The organism is Serratia sp. CY55921 (genome assembly GCF_052167655.1).
Taxonomy (GTDB): Bacteria; Pseudomonadota; Gammaproteobacteria; order Enterobacterales; family Enterobacteriaceae; genus Serratia; species Serratia ureilytica.
The window spans coordinates 2,811,906-2,831,963 of sequence record NZ_JBJNMU010000001.1; the positions used below are offsets into that span (position 1 = coordinate 2,811,906).

Annotated in this window: 20 protein-coding genes and 2 tRNA genes; 9 read left to right on the forward strand and 13 right to left on the reverse strand. The window is 58.7% G+C overall.

From position 1 onward, the window contains the following. Positions 1-12 precede the first annotated feature (12 nt). The 5 genes from ACJ8M3_RS13705 to ACJ8M3_RS13725 all read right to left on the reverse strand — a co-directional run bounded on the left by ACJ8M3_RS13705 (position 13) and on the right by ACJ8M3_RS13725 (position 3,918). Positions 13-756 carry an amino acid ABC transporter ATP-binding protein gene (locus tag ACJ8M3_RS13705; protein WP_033641954.1) on the reverse strand — a complete coding sequence of 248 codons (744 nt, stop codon included), beginning with the start codon at positions 754-756 and terminating at the stop codon, positions 13-15. Continuing rightward, positions 737-1,393, reverse strand: coding sequence for an amino acid ABC transporter permease (locus ACJ8M3_RS13710; protein ID WP_033641953.1), 657 nt, complete (start codon positions 1,391-1,393; stop codon positions 737-739). Before ACJ8M3_RS13710 ends, ACJ8M3_RS13705 begins: the two co-directional genes overlap by 20 nt. After that, positions 1,393-2,058, reverse strand: a complete 666-nt coding sequence (locus tag ACJ8M3_RS13715; protein WP_033634112.1) for an amino acid ABC transporter permease — start codon at positions 2,056-2,058, stop codon at positions 1,393-1,395. The genes ACJ8M3_RS13710 and ACJ8M3_RS13715 overlap by 1 nt, the downstream gene beginning before the upstream one ends. 12 nt (positions 2,059-2,070) lie before the next feature. Beyond that, positions 2,071-2,862, reverse strand: a complete 792-nt coding sequence (locus ACJ8M3_RS13720; RefSeq protein ID WP_033641952.1) for a transporter substrate-binding domain-containing protein — start codon at positions 2,860-2,862, stop codon at positions 2,071-2,073. Positions 2,863-3,078: 216 nt separating this feature from the next. Further along, positions 3,079-3,918, reverse strand: a complete 840-nt coding sequence (locus ACJ8M3_RS13725; RefSeq protein WP_033644199.1) for a MurR/RpiR family transcriptional regulator — start codon at positions 3,916-3,918, stop codon at positions 3,079-3,081. Positions 3,919-4,060: 142 nt separating this feature from the next. Between ACJ8M3_RS13725 and ACJ8M3_RS13730 the strand changes: the two genes are divergently transcribed. The 4 genes from ACJ8M3_RS13730 to hpxZ are packed head-to-tail and all read left to right on the forward strand — an operon-like array spanning position 4,061 to position 7,647. Then, positions 4,061-5,647: a gamma-glutamyltransferase family protein gene (locus tag ACJ8M3_RS13730; protein WP_442514695.1), complete on the forward strand. Its 1,587-nt coding sequence runs from the start codon at positions 4,061-4,063 to the stop codon at positions 5,645-5,647. Between the two features lie 24 nt (positions 5,648-5,671). After that, positions 5,672-5,863, forward strand: a complete 192-nt coding sequence (gene hpxX, locus ACJ8M3_RS13735; RefSeq protein ID WP_033651000.1) for an oxalurate catabolism protein HpxX — start codon at positions 5,672-5,674, stop codon at positions 5,861-5,863. After that, complete coding sequence (locus ACJ8M3_RS13740; RefSeq protein ID WP_060659926.1) at positions 5,860-7,254, forward strand: AtzE family amidohydrolase; 1,395 nt, start codon at positions 5,860-5,862, stop codon at positions 7,252-7,254. Before hpxX ends, ACJ8M3_RS13740 begins: the two co-directional genes overlap by 4 nt. A 3-nt stretch (positions 7,255-7,257) precedes the next feature. Further along, entirely contained in the window at positions 7,258-7,647 is a 390-nt protein-coding gene (gene hpxZ, locus ACJ8M3_RS13745) for an oxalurate catabolism protein HpxZ (protein ID WP_033641948.1), read from the forward strand. 48 nt (positions 7,648-7,695) lie between these two features. On the opposite strand, the gene ACJ8M3_RS13750 is transcribed toward hpxZ, so the two are convergent. Then, on the reverse strand, positions 7,696-8,574 hold the full coding sequence (locus ACJ8M3_RS13750; RefSeq protein WP_206358907.1) for a siderophore-interacting protein: 879 nt from the start codon (positions 8,572-8,574) through the stop codon (positions 7,696-7,698). 227 nt (positions 8,575-8,801) lie between these two features. Here ACJ8M3_RS13750 and ACJ8M3_RS13755 point away from each other — a divergent pair, with 227 nt between their 5' ends. Continuing rightward, positions 8,802-11,042 (forward strand): TonB-dependent siderophore receptor, encoded by a 2,241-nt coding sequence (locus tag ACJ8M3_RS13755; RefSeq protein ID WP_033641946.1) that lies wholly within the window; start codon positions 8,802-8,804, stop codon positions 11,040-11,042. A 105-nt stretch (positions 11,043-11,147) separates the two neighbouring features. Here ACJ8M3_RS13755 and ACJ8M3_RS13760 read toward each other — a convergent pair. Together ACJ8M3_RS13760 and dnaQ are read right to left on the reverse strand one after the other, a co-directional pair. Next, positions 11,148-11,224 (reverse strand) — tRNA-Asp (locus tag ACJ8M3_RS13760). 144 nt (positions 11,225-11,368) lie between these two features. Continuing rightward, positions 11,369-12,112, reverse strand: coding sequence for a DNA polymerase III subunit epsilon (gene dnaQ, locus ACJ8M3_RS13765; protein ID WP_033641945.1), 744 nt, complete (start codon positions 12,110-12,112; stop codon positions 11,369-11,371). 72 nt (positions 12,113-12,184) lie between these two features. Between dnaQ and rnhA the strand changes: the two genes are divergently transcribed. Then, positions 12,185-12,652, forward strand: coding sequence for a ribonuclease HI (gene rnhA / locus ACJ8M3_RS13770; protein ID WP_033641944.1), 468 nt, complete (start codon positions 12,185-12,187; stop codon positions 12,650-12,652). On the opposite strand, the gene ACJ8M3_RS13775 is transcribed toward rnhA, so the two are convergent. Continuing rightward, entirely contained in the window at positions 12,649-13,368 is a 720-nt protein-coding gene (locus ACJ8M3_RS13775; RefSeq protein WP_060659928.1) for a class I SAM-dependent methyltransferase, read from the reverse strand. The two genes, rnhA and ACJ8M3_RS13775, sit on opposite strands and share 4 nt — an antisense overlap. Before the next feature lie 44 nt (positions 13,369-13,412). On the opposite strand from ACJ8M3_RS13775, the gene gloB reads away from it, so the two are divergent. Together gloB and mltD are read left to right on the forward strand one after the other, a co-directional pair. Then, positions 13,413-14,168, forward strand: coding sequence for a hydroxyacylglutathione hydrolase (gene gloB / locus ACJ8M3_RS13780; RefSeq protein ID WP_442514696.1), 756 nt, complete (start codon positions 13,413-13,415; stop codon positions 14,166-14,168). A gap of 71 nt (positions 14,169-14,239) precedes the next feature. Further along, on the forward strand, positions 14,240-15,622 hold the full coding sequence (gene mltD / locus ACJ8M3_RS13785; RefSeq protein WP_033650995.1) for a murein transglycosylase D: 1,383 nt from the start codon (positions 14,240-14,242) through the stop codon (positions 15,620-15,622). A gap of 52 nt (positions 15,623-15,674) precedes the next feature. Here mltD and ACJ8M3_RS13790 read toward each other — a convergent pair whose 3' ends face one another. Both ACJ8M3_RS13790 and ACJ8M3_RS13795 read right to left on the reverse strand, forming a co-directional pair. Next, on the reverse strand, positions 15,675-16,469 hold the full coding sequence (locus ACJ8M3_RS13790; RefSeq protein WP_025160092.1) for an endonuclease/exonuclease/phosphatase family protein: 795 nt from the start codon (positions 16,467-16,469) through the stop codon (positions 15,675-15,677). Positions 16,470-16,710: 241 nt separating this feature from the next. Then, the gene (locus tag ACJ8M3_RS13795) at positions 16,711-17,886 is read right to left on the reverse strand and encodes an MFS transporter (RefSeq protein WP_046688268.1); all 1,176 of its coding nucleotides are present in this window, start codon (positions 17,884-17,886) and stop codon (positions 16,711-16,713) included. Between the two features lie 105 nt (positions 17,887-17,991). Between ACJ8M3_RS13795 and yafC the strand changes: the two genes are divergently transcribed. Beyond that, positions 17,992-18,879 (forward strand): DNA-binding transcriptional regulator YafC, encoded by an 888-nt coding sequence (gene yafC / locus ACJ8M3_RS13800; RefSeq protein ID WP_004930183.1) that lies wholly within the window; start codon positions 17,992-17,994, stop codon positions 18,877-18,879. Positions 18,880-18,926: 47 nt separating this feature from the next. Here the strand turns inward: yafC and dkgB are convergent, their stop codons facing one another. Both dkgB and ACJ8M3_RS13810 read right to left on the reverse strand, forming a co-directional pair. Continuing rightward, positions 18,927-19,730, reverse strand: a complete 804-nt coding sequence (gene dkgB / locus ACJ8M3_RS13805) for a 2,5-didehydrogluconate reductase DkgB (protein WP_033650993.1) — start codon at positions 19,728-19,730, stop codon at positions 18,927-18,929. Positions 19,731-19,943: 213 nt separating this feature from the next. Next, a tRNA-Asp gene (locus tag ACJ8M3_RS13810) sits at positions 19,944-20,020 on the reverse strand. Between the last annotated feature and the right edge of the window lie 38 nt (positions 20,021-20,058).

Here is a 20,058-nt window from a genome sequence, read left to right on the forward strand (position 1 = left end):
TATTTGCCGAAATCAGGCTTCTGACAACCCGCGCACAGAAGCGATAAACTGTTTCAATTCCTGCGTTTGCGGATTGGCGAACAGCGTGCGGCTATTTCCCTGCTCCCACACCTTGCCCTGGTGCATAAATACCACCCGGTCGCCCACCTCGCGGGCGAAGCTCATTTCATGAGTGACCAGAATCAGCGTCATGCCCTCTCGCGCCAACTGTTCCAGCACCTTCAGGACTTCACCCACCAGCTCGGGATCCAGCGCCGAGGTGATCTCATCGCACAGCAACACCTTCGGTTTCATCGCCAGCGCCCGGGCGATCGCCACCCGCTGCTGTTGCCCGCCGGAAAGGTTGGCCGGCGCGTAATGCATGCGCTCACCCAATCCCACCTTGTTCAGCATCTGTTCGGCCAACTCGCGGCACTCGGCAGCGCTTTTTTTCAGCACCCGGCGCGGCGCCAGCATCACGTTTTCCAGCGCCGTCATATGCGGGAACAGGTTGAAGTTCTGAAACACCATGCCAATCGAGCGGCTGATTTCACGCGCCTGCGAATCGCGATCGGTGATGGTCATGCCGCCCAGTTTGATGCTCCCTTCCTGATACCCTTCCAGCCCGTTGATGCAGCGCAATAGCGTGCTTTTACCAGACCCGCTGCGGCCGATGATCGACACCACCTGCCCCATGTCGATATCCAGATCCACGCCCTTCAACACATGATTCTGACCGTAATATTTTTGAACCTGATTAATGGTGATGATCGGCATGGCATTTCTTCTCCAGATAATGGCTGTAACGCGACAAGGGATAGCACATCAGGAAATAGCCCAATGCGACCAGACCAAACACCTTGAAGGGCTGATAAGTCACATTGTTCAGCATGGTGCCGGCCTTGGTCAGCTCGACGAAGCCAATGATCGACGCCAAGGCGGTGCCCTTGATCACCTGAACCGAGAAACCGACGGTCGGCGCAATGGCGATACGCACCGCCTGCGGCGTGATGACGCGCATCAGCGTCTGCGTGAAACTCAGCCCGAGACAACGGGCTGCCTCCCACTGACCTTTCGGCAAGGCGGCGATGCTGCCGGACCAGATATCCACCAGAAAAGCGCTGGTGAATAGCGTCAGCGCCAGCGCGGCCGCGGTCCATGGGCTGACGTCGACGCCGAACAGCGCCAGACCGAAAAACGCCAAAAACAGCTGCATCAGCAGCGGCGTGCCCTGAAACAGTTCAGCGTAAACGCGGACAAAACGCATTGCCCAGCGGCGCTTGCTCAGGCGCATCAACACCAGCGGCAGCGCCACCAGCGTGCCGCCGAAAAATGCCGTCAACGACAGCAGCAGCGTCCAGCGAGCCGCCAACAGCAGATTGCGCACGATGTCCCAATCGGTAAACGTCAGCATCAGTTCCGGCTCCCTAAAAAACGCCGCCCGGCGGCCAGCAACAGTTGACGCATCAACAGCGACAACAACAGATAAAGCAGCGCCGTCACCAGATAGACTTCAAAGCTGAGGAAGGTGCGCGACTGGATCAGGTTGGCGGCGAAGGTCAGCTCTTCGAACGAGACCTGCGACACCACCGAGGATCCCAGCATCACGATGATGCACTGGCTCACCAACGCCGGATAAATACGCTGCAGCGACGGCGGCAGTACGATGCGTAAAAAGGTCTGGCTGCGGCTGAGGCCCAACACGCGTCCCGCTTCCCACTGCCCCTTCGGCGTGACCTGAATGCCGGCGCGAATAATTTCGGTGCTGTAGGCGCCAAGGTTGATCACCATCGCCAGCAGCGCCGCCTGCCCGGCCGTCAGTTTCCAGCCCAAGCTCGGCAGGCCGAACACGATGAAGAACAACTGCACGACGAACGGCGTGTTGCGCACCACTTCGACGTAAACGCCCCAAAGGCGGCTCAGCGCGCCGGCCCGGCCGCTGCGGATCGCCGCGCCGCAAATGCCCAGCGCAACCCCCATCAACGTCGCCAGCGCCGTCAGCGCCATCGTCGTCAGTAACCCCGCCAACAGCTCAGGCATGTAGGGCCAGAGCGCGGAGAAATTCAGCTGATAGGTCATCCGCCGCTCCCGTTATGCGCCAAAACCATCGGGCAGCGGCGCCTTCAACCATTTCTCCGACAGCCCATTCAGCGTCTTGTCCGCCAGCGCCTGTCCAATCAGCGCATCCACCGCCGCTTTCAAGGCCGGTTCTCCCTGGCGCAACCCCACGAAGCACGGCGAATCTTTCAACATGAACTTGGCGGCCGGCGCCTTGCCCGGATTCTGGCGCGCCAGGGCGCTCACCACCATGTTACCGGTGGCGATGTACTGCACCTGCCCGGAGAGATAGGCCGACAGCGTCGTGTTGTTATCCTCATAACGCTTGATCTGCGCCCCTTTAGGCGCGCCGTCGCTCAGAACCATATCCTCCACCGCACCGCGCGTGACGCCGACGGTCTTGCCATCGAGCTGCGCCATGTCCGCCAACGCGCCGTCTTTAGGACCAAAGACCCCCAGGAAGAACGGCGCATAGGCGCGGCTGAAGGCGATGGTCTTTTCACGCTCCGGATTTTTGCCCAGGCTGGAGATCACCAGATCCACTTTATTGGTCTGCAGATAAGGCACCCGGTTGGCGCTGGTGACCGGCACCAACTGCAACTTAAGTTTCATCTTATCGGCCAGATAACGCGCCATATCGATGTCATAACCCTGGGGCTGCAGATCGGTGCCCACCGAGCCGAATGGCGGGAAATCCTGCGGCACCGCCACGCGCAGGACGCCGCGCTGCCGGATCTCTTGCAATTGATCCGCCATGGTCGGCGCGGCCTGCGCCAGCAAGGCGATCCCAGTGAAAACCGTCCACAGCGTTTTTTTGATGTTCATAGCGTATCCCCGATGGTGAAAAGATGAAACAAAAGATTCTTACACCACAAACGCTGCAACTAATGTGCCAATCGAAAATACGTCGAACCCATGCCTTAACTGGCGCTGATTAACGAGAAAAAACCTGCCGGCCTCAGCGGGCCGGCGACGGAGAAAGGGAAGGCAGGCAGGCCAGAGATGCACTAAAAATGTGCATCAGCACCAAAAAAGCGCCGGTTAGCGCGGTTCCAGTTCGTCCAAATCCTGATACAGACCGGCAATGTGATGAATACGCGATCGCCCCTGCTCCAACATCTCATGCAGCAGGGCGTTACTGAGCAGGTTACATAAGCTCATGGCGGCTGAATAGCTGTCGAAGGCGGAGACGCTGTCCAGCGAAGCGGCCAAATGCCAGTCCGCCAGCGGGATCAGCGACTGCGCCTGCGGTTCGCAGATCAACAGCGTCGGCACCCGGCGAGTTTGCAGCTGCGTCAGTATCGCCTTGAGCTGACGCGGCCGGCGCCGAAACGCCACCACCACCGCCATATCCTGCGGCGCGAGATCGACCAGCTCCTCCGCCAGCGTCTGGCCGGGCTGCGGCATCAGCAGCACCCGCTCCCGCACCTGCATCAGCTGCTGACGCAGATGCATGGCTATCGGATAGCTGTTGCGAAACCCTAGCAGCGCGACCCGCCGCGCCCGCGCCAGCGCGGCGATCACCGCGCCGAATTGCTCCACATCGAGATGGCTCACCCAGTGCGAGAGGTTAGCCATTTCCTGCTTGTAATGCCGCGCCAGCAGCGTATTGCCCTGCACCGCATGCCTCTCGTCGGTCACCGGCATGCCGCTCTGGCGCAGGGTGCGCAGCTCAGCGCGCATGTCCTTGTAGCTGCGATACCCCAACCGCTTGAACAGCCTGCTGACCGTGGCTTTAGAAACCCCGCTCAAGCGCGCCAGCTCGGCGCTGTTGTAACTGATCAGGTCATCGAAATGATCGAGGATAAAGTCGGCGACGCGCTGTTCCTGCGGCGCCAATTGCGGATATTCGTTGCGCAGGCGTTCATCGAAGGGCTGCATCATCACTCTCGCTGTAACTTTTGTTTCACCGGAACATAGCACGCCCCGGCCCCTCTCTGACAAGCAATTAATCGTCCTGATTAAAAGTGGAACGCCTCTTGCTTCTGTTACCCGAACGCTCACCTCAGACAAGGGCAGAAACATGATTAACAGCAATACCGCGCCACAGGGCATGGCGGTCACGCCACACCATCTCGCCAGCGAAAGCGCGCTGGCGGTGCTGCGCGAAGGCGGCAACGCCATTGAGGCGATGGTAGCCGCCGCCGCAACCATCGCCGTGGTCTATCCGCACATGAACGGCATCGGCGGTGACGGTTTCTGGCTGATCGTGCCGCCGCAGGGCGAGCCGCTGACCATCGACGCCAGCGGCGCCGCCGGCTCGCTGGCGACGCCGGCGCTGTACGCCGGAGAAAGCCGCATCCCGCAGCGCGGCCCAAAAGCGGCGTTGACCATGGCCGGCACCGTCGGCGGCTGGCAGGAGGCGTTGGCCTATTCGGCCGAACTGGGCGAAACGCCGCTGCCGCTGTCGCGGTTGCTCGCCGACGCCATACGCTACGCCGCCGACGGCATTCCGGTCACCGCCTCCCAAGAGGCGGCGACGCGCAGCAAACGCCACGAGCTGGAGGAGTTCGCCCCCTTCGCCCGCATTTACCTGCCGCAGGGAAAGATCCCACTTGCCGGCCAACGATTCTGCCAACCGCAGCTGGCCGATACGCTGATCGCACTGAGTGAGGACGGGCTCGACAGTTTTTATCGCGGCCCGCTGGCTGAAAGCATGGCGGCGGACATGGCGATGTTGGGCATGCCGCTTACCGCTCAGGATCTGGCGAGTTATCGGCCATGCCGCCGTCCTCCGCTGCGCCTGGAACACCAAAAAGGTGAAATATTCAATCTGGCTCCCCCGACCCAAGGGCTGGTGTCGCTTGCCATCCTCGGGCTGACCGACCGTCTGCCGCTGGTCGGACAGAGCGAAGGCGCCGTGGTGCACGCCGTGGTCGAGGCCACCAAGCTGGCGTTCGATCTGCGCGACCGTTTCATCACCGATCCGCGCCACATGACGCAGGATCCGCAGGCGCTGCTGGCGGCCGACCATTTGGATAGGCTGGCCGGGCGCATCGACGGCCAAAAAGCGGCCGACTGGGGCCAGGGCAAAGGACCCGGCGATACGGTCTGGATGGGGGTGATGGACAGCAGCGGGCTGGCGGTCTCCTTCATTCAGAGCATCTACCACGAATTCGGCAGCGGCATGGTACTGCCGAACAGCGGCGTCCTGTGGCAAAACCGCGGCGCCTCTTTCAGCCTGGACGCCGATCATCTGCTGGCGCTGGCGCCGGGCAAGCAGCCGTTCCATACGCTGAACCCGGCCGCCGCCCGGCTGTATGACGGACGCACGCTGATCTACGGCTCGATGGGCGGTGACGGCCAGCCGCAGACTCAAGCGGCGTTGTTCGTGCGGCACGTGGTGCAAGGGCTGCCGCTGCAACAGGCGATCAGCGCGCCGCGCTGGCTGCTGGGGCGAACCTGGGGCGAAAGTTCGGACTCGTTGAAGCTTGAGGGGCGCTTTAACGCGGCGACCCTCGACTATCTGCGACAGCGCGGCCACGCCGTTGAACTGCTGCCGGCGTTCAGCGAAACGGTCGGCCATGCCGGCGCCGTCGTACGTCACACCAACGGCATGTTCGAAGGCGCTTTCGATCCGCGAAGCAACGGCAGCGCCGCCGGCTTCTGACTCTCTTATTTCTCGGGATCGCTTATGAACAATCAACACGCCGCCGATTGGGCGGCCTATATCCACCAGATGGAAACCGTGCTGGCCGTGGAACTGGACGATGTCCGCCGCCGGGAACTGTTGAAACAGATCGAACGCATCGCCGCGCTGGCCGAACCGCTGATGGCCTTCCCGCTGGATCCGCGCCAGGAAATCGCGGGGGTATATCGCCCATGAATCCCTTAAGCGCCCTGTCGCTCGCCGAGATCCGTACGGCCCTTGAACGCGGCGCGCTCTCGGCGCGCGAGATCGTCCGGCATACGCTCGATCACATCGACCGTCAGAATCCCGCGCTGAACGCCTTTACGCACATCACCCGGGAACGCATGCAAAAAGAAGCCGATCGCCTTGACCGTTCGCGCGCGCTTGGGCAAACGCTGCCCGCTTTGGCCGGCATTCCCTATGCGGTAAAAAATCTGTTCGACGTCGCCGGTGAAAACACGCTGGCCGGCGCCCGCCTGTTCAGCGATCGGCCACCGGCCAGCCGCGACGCCTGGGGCGTCTCCCGGCTGGCGGATCAAGGCGCGTTGCTTTGCGGCATGTTGAACATGGACGCCTACGCCTACGGTTTCACCACCGAGAACAGCCATTACGGCGCCACCCGAAACCCGCATGACCTCGGGCGCATCGCCGGCGGCTCTTCGGGCGGCTCGGCCGCAGCGGTGGCGGCCGGCCTGGTGACCTTTTCGCTCGGCAGCGACACTAATGGCTCAATACGCGTGCCCGCCTCGCTGTGCGGCATTTATGGTCTGAAACCGACCTTCGGCCGTCTTTCGCGCAGCGGCAGCCAGCCGTTTGTCGACAGCCTGGATCACATTGGCCCGTTCGCCCGCCGGGTGCACGATCTCGCGACGGTGTATGACGCGATGCAGGGCATCGACGCCGAGGATCCGTTCCAGAGCGATCGGCCGATTTCCCGCACTGAAGCGTTGCTGGCACAGGGCAGCCAGAACCTGCGCTGCGCCGTGTTAGGCGGCTATTTCCTGCAATGGTGCAATGATGACGCCAAAGCTGCAGTCAACCAGGTGGCGCAAGCGCTGGCAGCCAGCGCCGAAGTCGAGCTGCCGCAGGCCGAGCTGGCCCGATCGGCGGCCTTTATCCTCAGCGCCTCAGAGGGCGGCCATCGCTATCTGCCGCAGTTGCGCAGCCAACCCGAACGCTTCGAGCCACTGTCGCGAGAACGACTGCTGGCCGGCGCCATGCTCCCCGCCACCTGGTATTTGCAGGCACAGCGCTTTCGTCACGCGTTTCGCCGGCAAGCCGCGCCGCTGTTCAAGCACTGGGACATTTTGATCGCCCCGGCGACGCCATGCAGCGCCACGCCGATCGGCCAGGAAACGATGCGCATCAACGGCGTCGATCTGCCTATCCGCGCCAGTATGGGCATGCTGACGCAGCCGATTTCCTTCCTTGGCCTGCCGGTCGTGACGGTTCCTTTGAAAAGCGCATCCGGTCTGCCGATCGGCCTGCAACTGATCGCCCCGCCGTGGCGCGAAGATTTGGCGCTGCGCGCCGCCTATGCGCTGGAATGCGCCGGCATCGCCACTTGCGTCTGCAAACAGGAGTAATCAATGAACAGTGAACATATCGATCGGCCGGCGGTGCTGGCGGAGGTCAACGCCGCCTTTTACCGCTATGAGCAGGCGTTAATCAGCAATGACATCGATGTGCTGGACGAGTTGTTCTGGCACGACGCGCGCACGGTGCGCTATGGCGCCACCGAAAGCCTCTACGGTATCGACGAAATCCGCGATTTTCGTCAACGGCGCCCGGCCAACGGACTGGAGCGGCTGTTGGAAAACACCCAAATCACGACTTTTGGTGAAGATATGGCGGTGGCCAGCACGGAATTTCATCGGCCGGGCAGCAACCGCAGGGGGCGGCAAATGCAAACCTGGGTCAAGCTGCCCTGTGGCTGGCGCATCGTAGCGGCGCACGTCAGCCTGCTCGACGCGCCTTAGGCCTCCAGGCGGTAGAGCCCATGATGGAGGCGCACGGCGGCGGCCGACTCAGCACCAATAGGCCATGAAGTTGACGGTGGAGCGATCCAGATCGCGTTCGCCAATCAGGTAACGCCGCAGCGTTTTCACCGCGGAAGACTCGGCCGCCACCCAGGCATAGAAAGCGTTGCTGCCGGCCGCCCGCTCCCACAACACCTCATCGCTCAGGCTGCTTTCCGCCAGGGACTGCGCTTGCGCACAGGCCGATGCGGGGATATCCACCCGCTGGCGCACCGCTTCCACCAGCAGCGTGCCGTGCACCAGCTGGCGGCCGACGTCACGCGGCAGCCAATAAACGTCGGCGAACGGGAAATGCGCCAAATCCAGGCAATCCGCCGCCACCGGCACCTCGAAAAACGCCTGCACCCGCGGCGGATTGGCCTGCTGCGCCAGCTGTTCCAGAATCGCCATCGCCGCCGGCACCGCCGTCTCATCGGCGATCAGCAACGCCTGTTGCAACTGCGCCGGCGGCGCCCATTCGTAACCGCCGCTGTCGCCGTCGAAGTCACCGTTGGGGGCGACCGTTTGAAGCATGTCTCCGGGTTCGGCATGGGTCGCCCAGGCTGAAGCCGGGCCGTTCACGCCATGCAGCACGAACTCGACGTCCATCTGATTCTGCTCGCGGCGCAGCGCACGCAGCGTATAGGTGCGCATTACCGGACGCTGTTCTTTGGGGAGCGCCATGTAATCGCCGTACCAGTCCGGGCCGTTGGCCAACGGCGTGATCTTGCCGTCCGCCGCCGGGAACAGCAGTTTGATGCGCTGGTCAGGCGCTTCCAGCTTCATGCGATGAACATCCGCACCTTCAAACACGCAGCGCAGCAGCGAGGGCGAAATCAGCGTTTTGCTTTTCAGGGTGATATCAAAAATTCTGTAGCTGGCGGACATGTTCTCGACTCTCCGGCAACGGCTGTCGCTTTTACGTATGACCGATCGGCTGCCGTGTTGGCGGCGTGGCCGCGCGATCGCGCAGCGGATAAATGTTAATAAAACTAATTAATTACGTTAATGCATCGCAAAAAATCATATCATGATTTTATTGATAACAAGAAACGTTATTGATAAAAGAAGCATTCTCAAAAAAACGTAACGACAATATCACCTGGGAAATAACGATGAAACGCAAACCTCTTTGGGTATTAAACCCATGTCTGCTGGCGTTGCTTGCGCCGGCGGCCTGGGCAGAAGATCAGAAAAACGGCAGCGAAGAGCAGGTGGTGGTCTCCGCCAGCCGTTCACACCGCAGCGCGGCGGAAATGGCGCAGACGACATGGGTGATCGAAAGTCAGGAGATCGAACAGCAGGTCCAGGGCGGCAAAGAGATCAAGGACATGTTGGCGCAGCTGATCCCCGGCATGGACGTCAGCGGCCAGGGCCGCACCAACTACGGCATGAATATGCGCGGCCGTTCGATGATGGTGATGATCGACGGCGTACGCCTGAACTCGTCGCGCAGCGACAGCCGCCAGTTGGATTCGATCGACCCGTTCAATATCGACCATATTGAGGTGATTTCCGGCGCGACCGCACTGTACGGCGGCGGCAGCACCGGCGGCCTGATCAATATCGTGACCAAGAAAGGACAGAAAGAGCAGCAGGTCGAATTGCAGGTCGGCGGCAAAACCGGCTTCGGCGGCCATAACGATCACGACGAGAACGTGGCGGCGGCGGTCAGCGGCGGCAACGACAACGCCTCGGGGCGGCTGTCCGTTTCTTACCAGCGTTACGGCGGCTGGTACGACGGCAAAGGCAACGAGGTGCTGATCGACAATACTCAAACCGGCCTGCAGTATTCCAATCGCCTCGATGTGATGGGCACCGGCACCCTCAACATCGACGATCATCAACAGCTGCAGCTGACCACCCAATACTACAAAAGCCAGTCCGACGGCGATCACGGCCTGTTTCTGGGGGAAAACTTCGCGGCGGTGACCGGCAACGCCAAGGCGTACAACAGCGGTAACTTAAACTCCGATCGCATCCCCGGCACCGAGCGCCACCTGATCAACCTGCAATATTCCAACACCGATTTCCTCGGCCAGGATCTGGTGGCGCAGGTCTACTACCGCGACGAAACGTTGACCTTCTACCCCTTCCCAACGCTGGCGGGCAAAGCGCCGAACTATTACGTCAGCAGCATTGGCGCTTCGCAGCAAAAAACCGATTTTTACGGCGGCAAACTGACGTTAAACAGCAAACCTGTCGACGCGCTGACGCTGACTTACGGCATCGACGCCGAGCATGAAAGCTTCAACGCCAACCAGCAGTTCTTCAACCTGGCGAAGGCCCAACAGTCCGGCGGCATGACGCTGGAGAACGCTTACGGCACCGGCCGCTACCCGAGCTATACCACCAGCAACCTGGCGTCGTTCCTGCAGGCCAGTTACGACATCAATCCCATCTTCACCCTGAGCGGCGGCGTGCGTTACCAGTACACCGAAAACAAGATCGACGACTTCGTCGGCTATAACCAGCAGCAGGCGATCGCCACCGGCGCCGCCGCCTCCGCCGACGCCATCCCGGGAGGGAAAACCGACTACAACAATGCGCTGTTCAACGCCGGTCTGTTGGCGCACTTGACCGAGCGTCAGCAAACCTGGTTCAACTTCTCTCAGGGCTTCGAGATCCCGGATCCGGGCAAATATTACGGCAACGGCACCTACGCGTTGAACGGCGGCCATTACCAGTTGCTGAAGAGCGTCAACGTCGGCGATTCCAAGCTGGAAGGCATCAAGGTCAACGCCTACGAGCTGGGCTGGCGCTATACCGGCGATAACCTGCGCACGCAAATCGCCGCCTACTACTCGTTGTCCGACAAGAGCATCGCCATCAACAAAACCGACATGACCATTAACGTCAATGCGGACAAGCGGCGCATCTATGGGCTGGAAGGTGCGGTGGACTACTTCTTCGAAGACAGCGACTGGAGCGCCGGCACCAACTTCAACTTCATCCGTTCTGAAACCAAGGTCAACGGCGAATGGAAGAAGCTGGTGGTCGATACCGCCAGCCCATCGAAAGTCACCGCTTACGTCGGCTGGGCGCCGGGCGACTGGAATCTGCGCTTGCAGTCGCAGCAAACCTTCGACGTGTCGGACGACGGCGATTATACCAAGGCCAACTCCACCCAAGGCCGCAAAATAGATGGCTACAACACCCTCGATTTCCTCGGCAGCTATGCCCTGCCGGTGGGGAAAATCAGCTTCAGCGTGGAAAACCTGTTGGATAAGGAGTACACCACCGTTTGGGGCCAACGCGCGCCGATCCTGTACAGCCCGACCTACGGCTCACCTGAGCTGTACAGCTATAAAGGCCGCGGACGCACCTTCGGTTTGAATTACTCGGTGTTGTTCTGAGGATAAGGGGCCGGTCTGCCGGCCCCGTTCCCTGGGCCGCACCGTTTTGCCGAGAGCGGAAACGACGAAACCCTGAGTTATCGCTAACTCAGGGCTTCTGAATAGTGGCGGAACGGACGGGGCTCGAACCCGCGACCCCCTGCGTGACAGGCAGGTATTCTAACCAACTGAACTACCGCTCCGCGCCATTCCCTCTTGCGGGGGAACGAGGCGCATATTACGGACGCCTCTCGGTTCCGTCAACGCCTTTTTCTCCGCAAATGAACCGTTTGCACAGTTTTTCAACGAAGGGTTGCCCAGTGCGTTTTTTTCGTGCAAAAACGCCGTTATTCCGCCGGCGCCCCGCGCCACAGGCAGCTGCCGCCCTTCTTCGCCACCAGATCCAGACGCGCCTCGTGCGCCTTTATTTCTTCGTCGCTGGCGTAGACCACTTTCATCGCCGTAGCCGGGCGGACGATACGCTGTATTTCTTGCGCGGCATCGTTTTGCTGGGTGTCGCCTTCCATTTGGAACGCTATCGACGTCTGACCGCCGGTCATCGCCAGATAGACTTCCGCCAGGATCTCGGCATCGAGCAATGCGCCGTGCAGCGTACGCTTGCTGTTGTCTATCTCATAGCGGCTGCACAAGGCATCGAGGTTGTTGCGCTTGCCCGGGAACAGGCGGCGCGCCATCATCAGGCTGTCGGTGATGGTGCAGAAGGTCTCGGTCTTCGGGATCCCCTGCTGCAGCATGCGGAATTCGTGATCCATAAAGCCGATATCGAACGCCGCGTTATGGATCACCAGCTCGCCGCCGCGGATAAAGTCGAGGAATTCGTCGGCAACCTGATCGAAGGTCGGTTTGTCGGCCAGGAAGTCGTCGCTGATGCCGTGTACGCCGTACGCTTCCGGATCCACCAGCCGATCCGGCTTGATGTATACGTGGAAGTTGCGCCCGGTCAGGCGGCGGTTAATCACTTCCACCGCACCGATTTCGATGATGCGGTGCCCTTCGTAGTGCACCCCAAGCTTGTTCATACCGGTGGTTTCGGTATCGAGGACAATCTGTCTGGTGGTTGTAGAGATCATATTGCAGTGCTCACAGCGCTCGTTTATGTCAGACTTGGCTTTTATAAAACTGATAGGAAGAGTCTACCAGAGATGCTCAAACAGGTAGAAATTTTCACCGACGGCTCCTGCCTTGGCAACCCTGGCCCCGGTGGCTACGGCGCGATACTGCGCTATAAGCAGACGGAAAAAACCTTCAGCGAAGGATTTCGTCTGACCACCAATAACCGCATGGAAATGATGGCGGCGATCGTGGCGCTGGAAGCGCTGACGGTGCCTTGCGCCGTGACGCTCAGCACCGACAGCCAGTACGTGCGCCAGGGCATTACCAGCTGGATCCATAACTGGAAGAAACGCGGTTGGAAAACCGCCGACAAAAAACCGGTCAAGAATGTCGATCTGTGGCAGCGGCTGGATCAGGCCATTCAGCGCCACACCGTTAAATGGGAGTGGGTCAAGGGCCACGCCGGCCATCCGGAGAACGAACGCTGCGACGAGCTGGCGCGCGAGGCGGCGGGTAAACCGACGCAGGATGACGTCGGCTACCAACCGGAAGCCTAAGGCAGCTTGCGATAACTCTTGGTCGCGCCCACCGCGCGGCTGAGAGACGGCTTTCTCGCCCCCAGTTTCATCGGCGTGGGCGTCAGCGGCAAGGTGCGCTTGCGCGCCACAATCACGCTCATGCAGCCCAGCGCCGGCAAATGGGTGCATAAAAACTTGCCGCCCTTGCGCTGCCACGGCAGCACGTGAAAACGCGCCTGGTGCAACACCTCGTAATTCAGCAGGCTGAGCCAATCCAACAACCGCATCTGGGTAAACATGCGGCTGACATAGGGCTGACGATGGCGCAATCCGGGCACCAGTTTGCCCAATCCCAGCAGGCTGAACGGATTGAAGCTGCTGACAACCAGCCAGCCGTCGTCGATCAACACCCTATCCACCTCACGCAGCATCCGATGCGGATCGTCCGCGTAGGACAGCGTATGTGCCAACAGGCAGGCATCCACCGATTTGGCGGCGAACGGCAGTTGATAGGCGTCGGCGATCACCTGCAGCCCTTCCCCCTCCAGCCCTACGTTGACCTGGTGGGAGATTGCGCATTTATCCGTGGCCAGCTCGGCGCTGAGCATGCCCATCTTCAGCAGATGGAAACCGAACAGCTTGGGCCACCAGGGTTGCAACTGCCGCTCGAGCGCTTCACGATAGTACTCCCCCCACGGCAGCTCAGCCCAGGACTGCGGGCCGGTGAGCTTTTGTAGAGTATGGGCTGGTTTCATGATTTATTATCTTCTTTCAAGCCGTTGCCAACGAGAGGTACACCATGAATCTTATCAGCATTCCCGCCTTCCAGGACAATTACATTTGGTTATTGGATGACCGGCAGGGGCGCTGCATTATCGTCGATCCGGGTGAAGCGCGGCCGGTGCTCGAGGCGCTGCAGCGCCTGCAGCTGGCGCCATCGGCGATCCTGCTGACCCACCACCACCACGATCACGTCGGTGGCGTGGCGCAGATTGTCGCGCAATACCCGGGCCTGGCGGTCTACGGGCCGCAGGAAACCGCTGGCAAAGGCGCCAACCACGTCGTCCACGACGGCGACACCTTTGATATCGATGGCCGCCAATACAGGACTATCGCCGTTCCCGGCCATACGCTGGGCCATGTGGCATTCTATAGTGCCCCTTATCTGTTCTGCGGCGACACCATTTTCTCCGCCGGCTGCGGCAGGCTGTTTGAAGGCACCGCAAAACAAATGTACGACTCATTTCAACAACTCGCGCAACTTCCCGATAACACCTTAATTTGCTGCGCGCATGAATATACTCTTTCAAATCTTAAGTTTGCGCTGGCTATTTTGCCGGAAGATCGAGAGATTGAAACATATCAACAACATGTTGAAGCGTTAAGGGCAAAAGGCCAAGCTAGCGTGCCGACCACGTTGCAATTAGAGCGCAAAATTAACCTGTTTTTACGTTGCCATGACACTGATTTACAAAAGAAATTAGGCTTTAATTCACCACCGGAAAGCCTTCATTCAGTTTTTTCTGAATTACGCCTGCGGAAAGATAACTTCTAAGCTTTTAGTTGTGTTATTTGGCGAAGCAAAGTATTATTGCTCGTCTTTTAAGCAACTACATTGACACACACATGAAGGCTAAAGCGATATTTCTCGCCTCGGTCTTGCTAGTGGGTTGCCAGTCGTCCAGGCAGGACGCACCGGCGCCAGAACAGCATGCACAGAGTTTGTCTTCGGCTGGTCAAGATGGTGAAGCAGGAGAGTACACAGGAAATGGCCGAGCGAGCTCGGCGCGGTGGTTGGATAACAACAGTCCCGCCGCGCAACAGGACCTGTGGAACTTCATTAGCGACGAGCTGAAGATGGAGGTTCCGGAAAATTCCCGGATCCGTGATCAGAAAAGAAAGTACTTAAAAAGTAAGAGCTATCTCCACGATGTAACATTACGGGCAGAGCCGTACATGTACTGGATAGTCGGGCAGATTAAGAAACGTAATATGCCGATGGAACTGGTACTGCTACCCATAGTGGAGAGCGCTTTTGACCCACACGCCACGTCAAGTGCCAACGCCGCAGGGCTATGGCAAATCGTGCCGCAAACGGGTCGCAATTATGGTTTGAAAAACAATCAGTGGTATGACGGTCGACGCGATGTCGTCGCCTCGACAACCGCTGCGCTTAACATGATGCAGCGCTTGAACCGCATGTTTAACGGCGACTGGTTACTGACCGTAGCCGCCTATAACAGTGGTGAAGGCCGCGTGATGCAAGCGGTGAAGGCAAACAAACGCCAGGGTAAGCCAACCAATTTCTGGGCATTGTCGCTTCCGCGTGAAACGTCAATCTATGTCCCGAAAATGCTGGCGCTGAGCGACATCATCAAGAACAGCAAGAAGTACGGCGTGAAACTCCCGAAAACGGATGAAACCCGTGCGCTGGCTCGTATCGATGTCGGGCAGCAGATCCAGCTGACTCAGGCGGCTGAGATGGCTGGGCTTTCAGTCACCAAGATGAAAGCGTATAACCCAGGCTACAAAAAAGGCGTTACGGCACCCAACGGGCCCCATTACATCATGGTTCCCAAAGGGCATGCCGATCAGCTGAAAGACTCGCTGGCCGATGGCCAGATCGCCGTGACTCAGCCAACGACGCAGTTGGCGAAGAACAGCGGTTTGTCCGGTGGCAGTTCGTATAAAGTGCGCTCCGGCGACACCTTATCGGCCATAGCCAAGCGGCTGAACGTTAAGACCAGCGATTTGCAGAGTTGGAACAACTTACGCGCCAAGAGCGCCTTAAAAGTTGGGCAAACCCTGCAAGTGGCCAGCAATACTGGCAGTAACAGCAGTATCACCTACCAGGTTCGTAAAGGTGATTCGCTCGCCAGTATCGCACGTCGTCACGGCGTCGATATTAACGACGTGATGCGTTGGAATTCAACGCTAGCCAAAGGCAACCTGCAGCCAGGTCTGAAGCTGACCCTGTTTGTCGGCAACAAGATGACGCCGGATACTTAAATGTTCGGCACAAAAAAAGCACCCTTCGGGGTGCTTTTTTATTAGCTGCGATTCACCATACCGGCGAGTCTTTCTCCGGGTGAAACTCCACCAACAGCGGGTTGTGATCCGACGCGCTGGTCACCAGCACCGACGCCTCCACCACTCCCAGATTGCGGTAAAATACGAAATCCAGTGGACGACCGAAGGCCTTGCGGCGATGGTCGTCGGTGAAACTCACCTCGCGCAGCGCCATCTCTCCGGCAAAGTCATACAGTGCATTGATGCGCTTGCGGCTCCAGGCGTTGAAATCCCCCGCCATAATCACCGGCCCCCGGTGACTGGCGATCTGTTCGCCTATCGGCCCCAACTGCTTGCTGTAGACGTCGACACCCAGGCTAAAGTTCACCGCATGGATGTTCACCACCATCAACAGTTCGCCGTTGTACAGCGGATAAACGGTGATCAGGGCCGACTTGGAAAGCCGCAGCAGCGGCTCCCGCTCACGCAGCGGGCAACAGTAAACAGGATGAGCGGCAGCCAGCGTCATCACGCCGGAAGGGTGCTGCGGCAGCACAAAGGCCGGCACCTGATCGGCCGCCAGATAGTTGGCGGTAGCGTAGCTCACCAACTCTGGCGTGGTTTGCGCCTCTTGCAACAATACCAGCTGCGCGTCTTTGCCATGGTTTTTCAGCACCGAAAGCCAGTCGGCTCGCTGCTGTTTGAAAATATTCCATACCATGACGCGCAGGGCGCCGGTCGTCGGCAGCGCCGCCCCTGGCGGCAACGGCTGGTTAACGGCACCAGGAAAGATTCGCTCAACTGGCTGACCTGCAACATACCTCATTGCATAAGTTCGTTTCGGCACGCGATTCGCCTATTACCCATTAACATGAAAACTGGCGATGAACACTCGCCAACGATGAATTGATTATACGCCTACCCTGCATAGAGGGCATGGCTTTTGCGGGCATCACCTTTTCAGTTATAGGGGCCGCCTGCAGCGATTTCAATCTTCTGACGGTATAGCTGTGTAAAGGTGAGGGGTAATAGGTGAAAAATGCGAAAAGGCCCGCAAAATGCGGGCCAGGCAGCAAGAGTTTTACGTATTAAGCCGTTTGCAGCTGAGACTTTTTATCCAGGCGACCGCTGAAGCTAACCAGTAACAATGCAACCACCACGATCAACGCGCCAATCCAGGGGGTCTGCGCCAGCCCCAGTGAGGCAACGGTCTGGCCGCCAATCACCGAGCCGAGCGCAATGCCGATGTTGAACGCCGCGATGTTGAGACCGGACGCCACATCCACCGCATTTGGCGTGTATTGCGCGGCTTTCTGCACCACATACACCTGCAGCCCCGGCACGTTGCCGAAAGCGAACACGCCCATCACAATCACCGTCAGCAACGCGGCAATACTGTGGCTGGCGGTAAACTGGAACACCAGCAACAAAATGGCCAGCGCGGCAAAGATAAAGCTCAGCGCACGCACGGCCCCATGACGATCGGCCAGCTTGCCTCCCCAGATGTTACCCACCGCCACCGCGACGCCATAAGCCAATAGTATCCAGCTCACGGTCGGAGCAGAGAAGCCGGCCAGTTCCTGCATCATCGGCGCAAGGAAGGTAAAGGTCGTGAAGACCCCGCCGTATCCCAATGCGGTAATCGCGTAAATCAGCAGCAGACGAGGATGAGTCAGCACTTTCAGCTGTTCCCGCACGCCGGCGCTGCCCTGGTTCTTGATATTGCTCGGTACCAGAATAACGCTGGCCAGCGTGGCGACAGCGCCAATCAGAGAAACGGCCAGGAAGGTCTCACGCCAGCCAAACTGCTGGCCGATGAACGTCCCCAGCGGTACGCCGGTCACCAACGCCACCGTCAGGCCACCAAACATGATGGCGATGGCGGAGGCCGCCTTCTCTTTCGCCACCAGGCTAGTGGCGATAGTGGAGCCGATAGAGAAGAACACGCCGTGAGCCAGGCCGGTCAACAACCGAGCCACTACCAGCGATTCATAGCTGGGTGACTGCCAGGCCAGCAGGTTGCCGAGAGTGAACAGCACCATCAGGCCAACCAGCAGCAGTTTGCGAGGTATGCGGCTGGTCAGGGCCGTCAGCACCGGCGCACCAATGGCCACGCCGAGGGCATAGATAGTCACCAGCAATCCAGCGGACGGTACGGTCACCCCAAGCTGCTCCGCGATAGTCGGGATCAACCCGACTATCACGAACTCGGTCGTGCCGATAGCAAAAGCGCTGATGGTTAAGGCAAGTAATGCGAGTGGCATTTTTTACTCCGAAATAGCATTCAAGTTGATGACGGCTATTATCGGCCTATGCTTAAATGATAAAAATGCTCAAAATTTCAAATTAACTTTGCTATCGGAGCAAAAATGAAAGCAAACTCTGACGAGTTGATCACCTTTGTCACCGTCGTAGAAAGCGGCAGCTTCAGCCGGGCGGCCGAACGCCTGGAACAAGCGAACTCCGTAGTCAGCCGAACGGTGAAAAAACTGGAAAGCAAACTGGGCGTAACGTTGCTCAACCGCACCACGCGCCAAATCAGCCTGACTCAGGAAGGAGAGAATTACTTTCGCCAGGTGCAGAAGGTACTGAACGACATGGCCGCGGCGGAAAATGCGCTGATGGAAAGCCGCCAGCGCCCGCAAGGCCTGCTGCGCGTCGATGCGGCAACGCCGGTGGTGCTGCATATGCTGACGCCTTTAGTGGCCGAGTTCCGCGAACGTTATCCAGAAATGTCGTTATCGCTGGTGTCTTCGGAAAACTTTATCAATCTGATCGAGCGAAAAGTGGATATCGCGATCCGCGTAGGCGAGCTGACCGATTCTACGCTGAAAGCACGCAAACTGATGACCAGCTACCGACATGTGCTCGCCTCCCCCGCTTATCTGGCTCAGCACGGCACGCCGCTAACGGTAGAAGATCTTGCACATCACTGCTGTATCGGTTTCAACGACCTGCCCAGCTTGAACCGTTGGCCACTGGCTTGTTCAGATGGCAGCCAGTTGGAAATCACCCCCGGTTTGACCACCAATAGTGGAGAAACCCAGCGCCATCTCTGTCTGCATGGCAACGGTATCGCCTGCCTGTCGGACTTTATGAGCGACGAAGATATCAAACGTGGAGATTTGGTCCCGATTCTGGTGGAAGCGACACTGCCGGTCGCCATGCCGATCAACGCGGTTTACTACAGCGACAGCGCCGTCAGCAACCGTCTGCGCAGCTTTATTGATTTTGTGAGTGAATACCTGAAACGATAAAAAAGGCGCCCCGATGGACGCCTTATGCTGACTACGGCGAGGAATGATTAATCCCAGTTTGGCGCCAGGCCTTCCGGACTAACCAGACGGCCGTTGCACTCCAGTGCGGCGATCTGCGCCATATCTTCGTCGGTCAGCGTCAGTTGCTGCGCCAATAGGTTGCTCGCCAGGTTTTCACGCTTGGTCGAGGAAGGGATCACCGCATAACCCAGCTTCAATGCCCAAGCCAGGACCACCTGTGCTGGGGTTGCATTGTGACGAGCAGCGATGCTTTTGATCGTTTCATCCTGCAGCGCTTTGCCGTAGGCCAACGTCATGTAAGAGGTGATGGCGATGCCGTGCTGCTGTGCAAATTCGACCACCTTGCGGTTCTGCAAGAACGGTGACAGCTCGATTTGGTTGGTGGCGATTTCATCGGCGCCAATCGCGTCAATCGCTTGCTGCATCAAATCGATGGTGAAGTTAGATACGCCAATTTGACGGGTCAGCCCCAGCTTTTTCGCTTCCAGCAGCTCAGCCATAAATTCGGCAACCGGCACTTCGTCGTGGGGTGACGGCCAGTGGATCAACGTCAGATCAACGTAGGACGTTTGCAGTTTTTTCAGGCTTTCTTGCAGGCTTGGGATCAGCGCGCCTTTCGCCAGGTTCGCGATCCAAATCTTGGTGGTGATGAACAGATCTTCACGTTTCACGCCGCTGGCAGCGATAGCCTGGCCAACAGCCGCTTCGTTTTCATAGATCTGTGCGGTATCGATAGTACGGTAGCCCAGCTCAAGTGCGGTGCTGACAGAATCGATAACAACCTGATCCTGAAGGCGGAAAGTACCTAAACCAAATGCAGGGATGCTCATAATGTTTTCTCTCATTAACGGGTAAATGTGGTATGAGGAAGATTATGGCAACTTTTTTATTGATCAAAAACGCCTGGTTCGGCATAAGACTTTTGATCTAAAGGCAACAATATCGGGAGATAAGGCTGTAAGGAAGGACAATTCCGGCCTTGAAAGCGCAAAATATAGATATGAAAAAGCCCTGAGTCAGAGACTCAGGGCTTATCAATTAAGTGGCGGAACGGACGGGGCTCGAACCCGCGACCCCCTGCGTGACAGGCAGGTATTCTAACCAACTGAACTACCGCTCCACCGATTCTTTTACGTTGTATCTTTCGATACCGGCAAT

What these genes read in the sequence shown, in the direction of transcription:
- ACJ8M3_RS13720 (WP_033641952.1), bottom strand. Translation starts at nt 2,862, where the DNA reads ATGAACATCAAAAAAACGCTGTGGACGGTTTTCACTGGGATCGCCTTG.
- ACJ8M3_RS13705 (WP_033641954.1), bottom strand. Translation starts at nt 756, where the DNA reads ATGCCGATCATCACCATTAATCAGGTTCAAAAATATTACGGTCAGAAT.
- ACJ8M3_RS13795 (WP_046688268.1), bottom strand. Translation starts at nt 17,886, where the DNA reads ATGCCACTCGCATTACTTGCCTTAACCATCAGCGCTTTTGCTATCGGC.
- ACJ8M3_RS13715 (WP_033634112.1), bottom strand. Translation starts at nt 2,058, where the DNA reads ATGACCTATCAGCTGAATTTCTCCGCGCTCTGGCCCTACATGCCTGAG.
- yafC (WP_004930183.1), top strand. Translation starts at nt 17,992, where the DNA reads ATGAAAGCAAACTCTGACGAGTTGATCACCTTTGTCACCGTCGTAGAA.
- gloB (WP_442514696.1), top strand. Translation starts at nt 13,413, where the DNA reads ATGAATCTTATCAGCATTCCCGCCTTCCAGGACAATTACATTTGGTTA.
- dkgB (WP_033650993.1), bottom strand. Translation starts at nt 19,730, where the DNA reads ATGAGCATCCCTGCATTTGGTTTAGGTACTTTCCGCCTTCAGGATCAG.
- rnhA (WP_033641944.1), top strand. Translation starts at nt 12,185, where the DNA reads ATGCTCAAACAGGTAGAAATTTTCACCGACGGCTCCTGCCTTGGCAAC.
- ACJ8M3_RS13755 (WP_033641946.1), top strand. Translation starts at nt 8,802, where the DNA reads ATGAAACGCAAACCTCTTTGGGTATTAAACCCATGTCTGCTGGCGTTG.
- ACJ8M3_RS13730 (WP_442514695.1), top strand. Translation starts at nt 4,061, where the DNA reads ATGATTAACAGCAATACCGCGCCACAGGGCATGGCGGTCACGCCACAC.
- ACJ8M3_RS13725 (WP_033644199.1), bottom strand. Translation starts at nt 3,918, where the DNA reads ATGCAGCCCTTCGATGAACGCCTGCGCAACGAATATCCGCAATTGGCG.
- ACJ8M3_RS13775 (WP_060659928.1), bottom strand. Translation starts at nt 13,368, where the DNA reads ATGAAACCAGCCCATACTCTACAAAAGCTCACCGGCCCGCAGTCCTGG.
- ACJ8M3_RS13710 (WP_033641953.1), bottom strand. Translation starts at nt 1,393, where the DNA reads ATGCTGACGTTTACCGATTGGGACATCGTGCGCAATCTGCTGTTGGCG.
- mltD (WP_033650995.1), top strand. Translation starts at nt 14,240, where the DNA reads ATGAAGGCTAAAGCGATATTTCTCGCCTCGGTCTTGCTAGTGGGTTGC.
- ACJ8M3_RS13740 (WP_060659926.1), top strand. Translation starts at nt 5,860, where the DNA reads ATGAATCCCTTAAGCGCCCTGTCGCTCGCCGAGATCCGTACGGCCCTT.
- hpxZ (WP_033641948.1), top strand. Translation starts at nt 7,258, where the DNA reads ATGAACAGTGAACATATCGATCGGCCGGCGGTGCTGGCGGAGGTCAAC.
- ACJ8M3_RS13750 (WP_206358907.1), bottom strand. Translation starts at nt 8,574, where the DNA reads ATGTCCGCCAGCTACAGAATTTTTGATATCACCCTGAAAAGCAAAACG.
- dnaQ (WP_033641945.1), bottom strand. Translation starts at nt 12,112, where the DNA reads ATGATCTCTACAACCACCAGACAGATTGTCCTCGATACCGAAACCACC.
- hpxX (WP_033651000.1), top strand. Translation starts at nt 5,672, where the DNA reads ATGAACAATCAACACGCCGCCGATTGGGCGGCCTATATCCACCAGATG.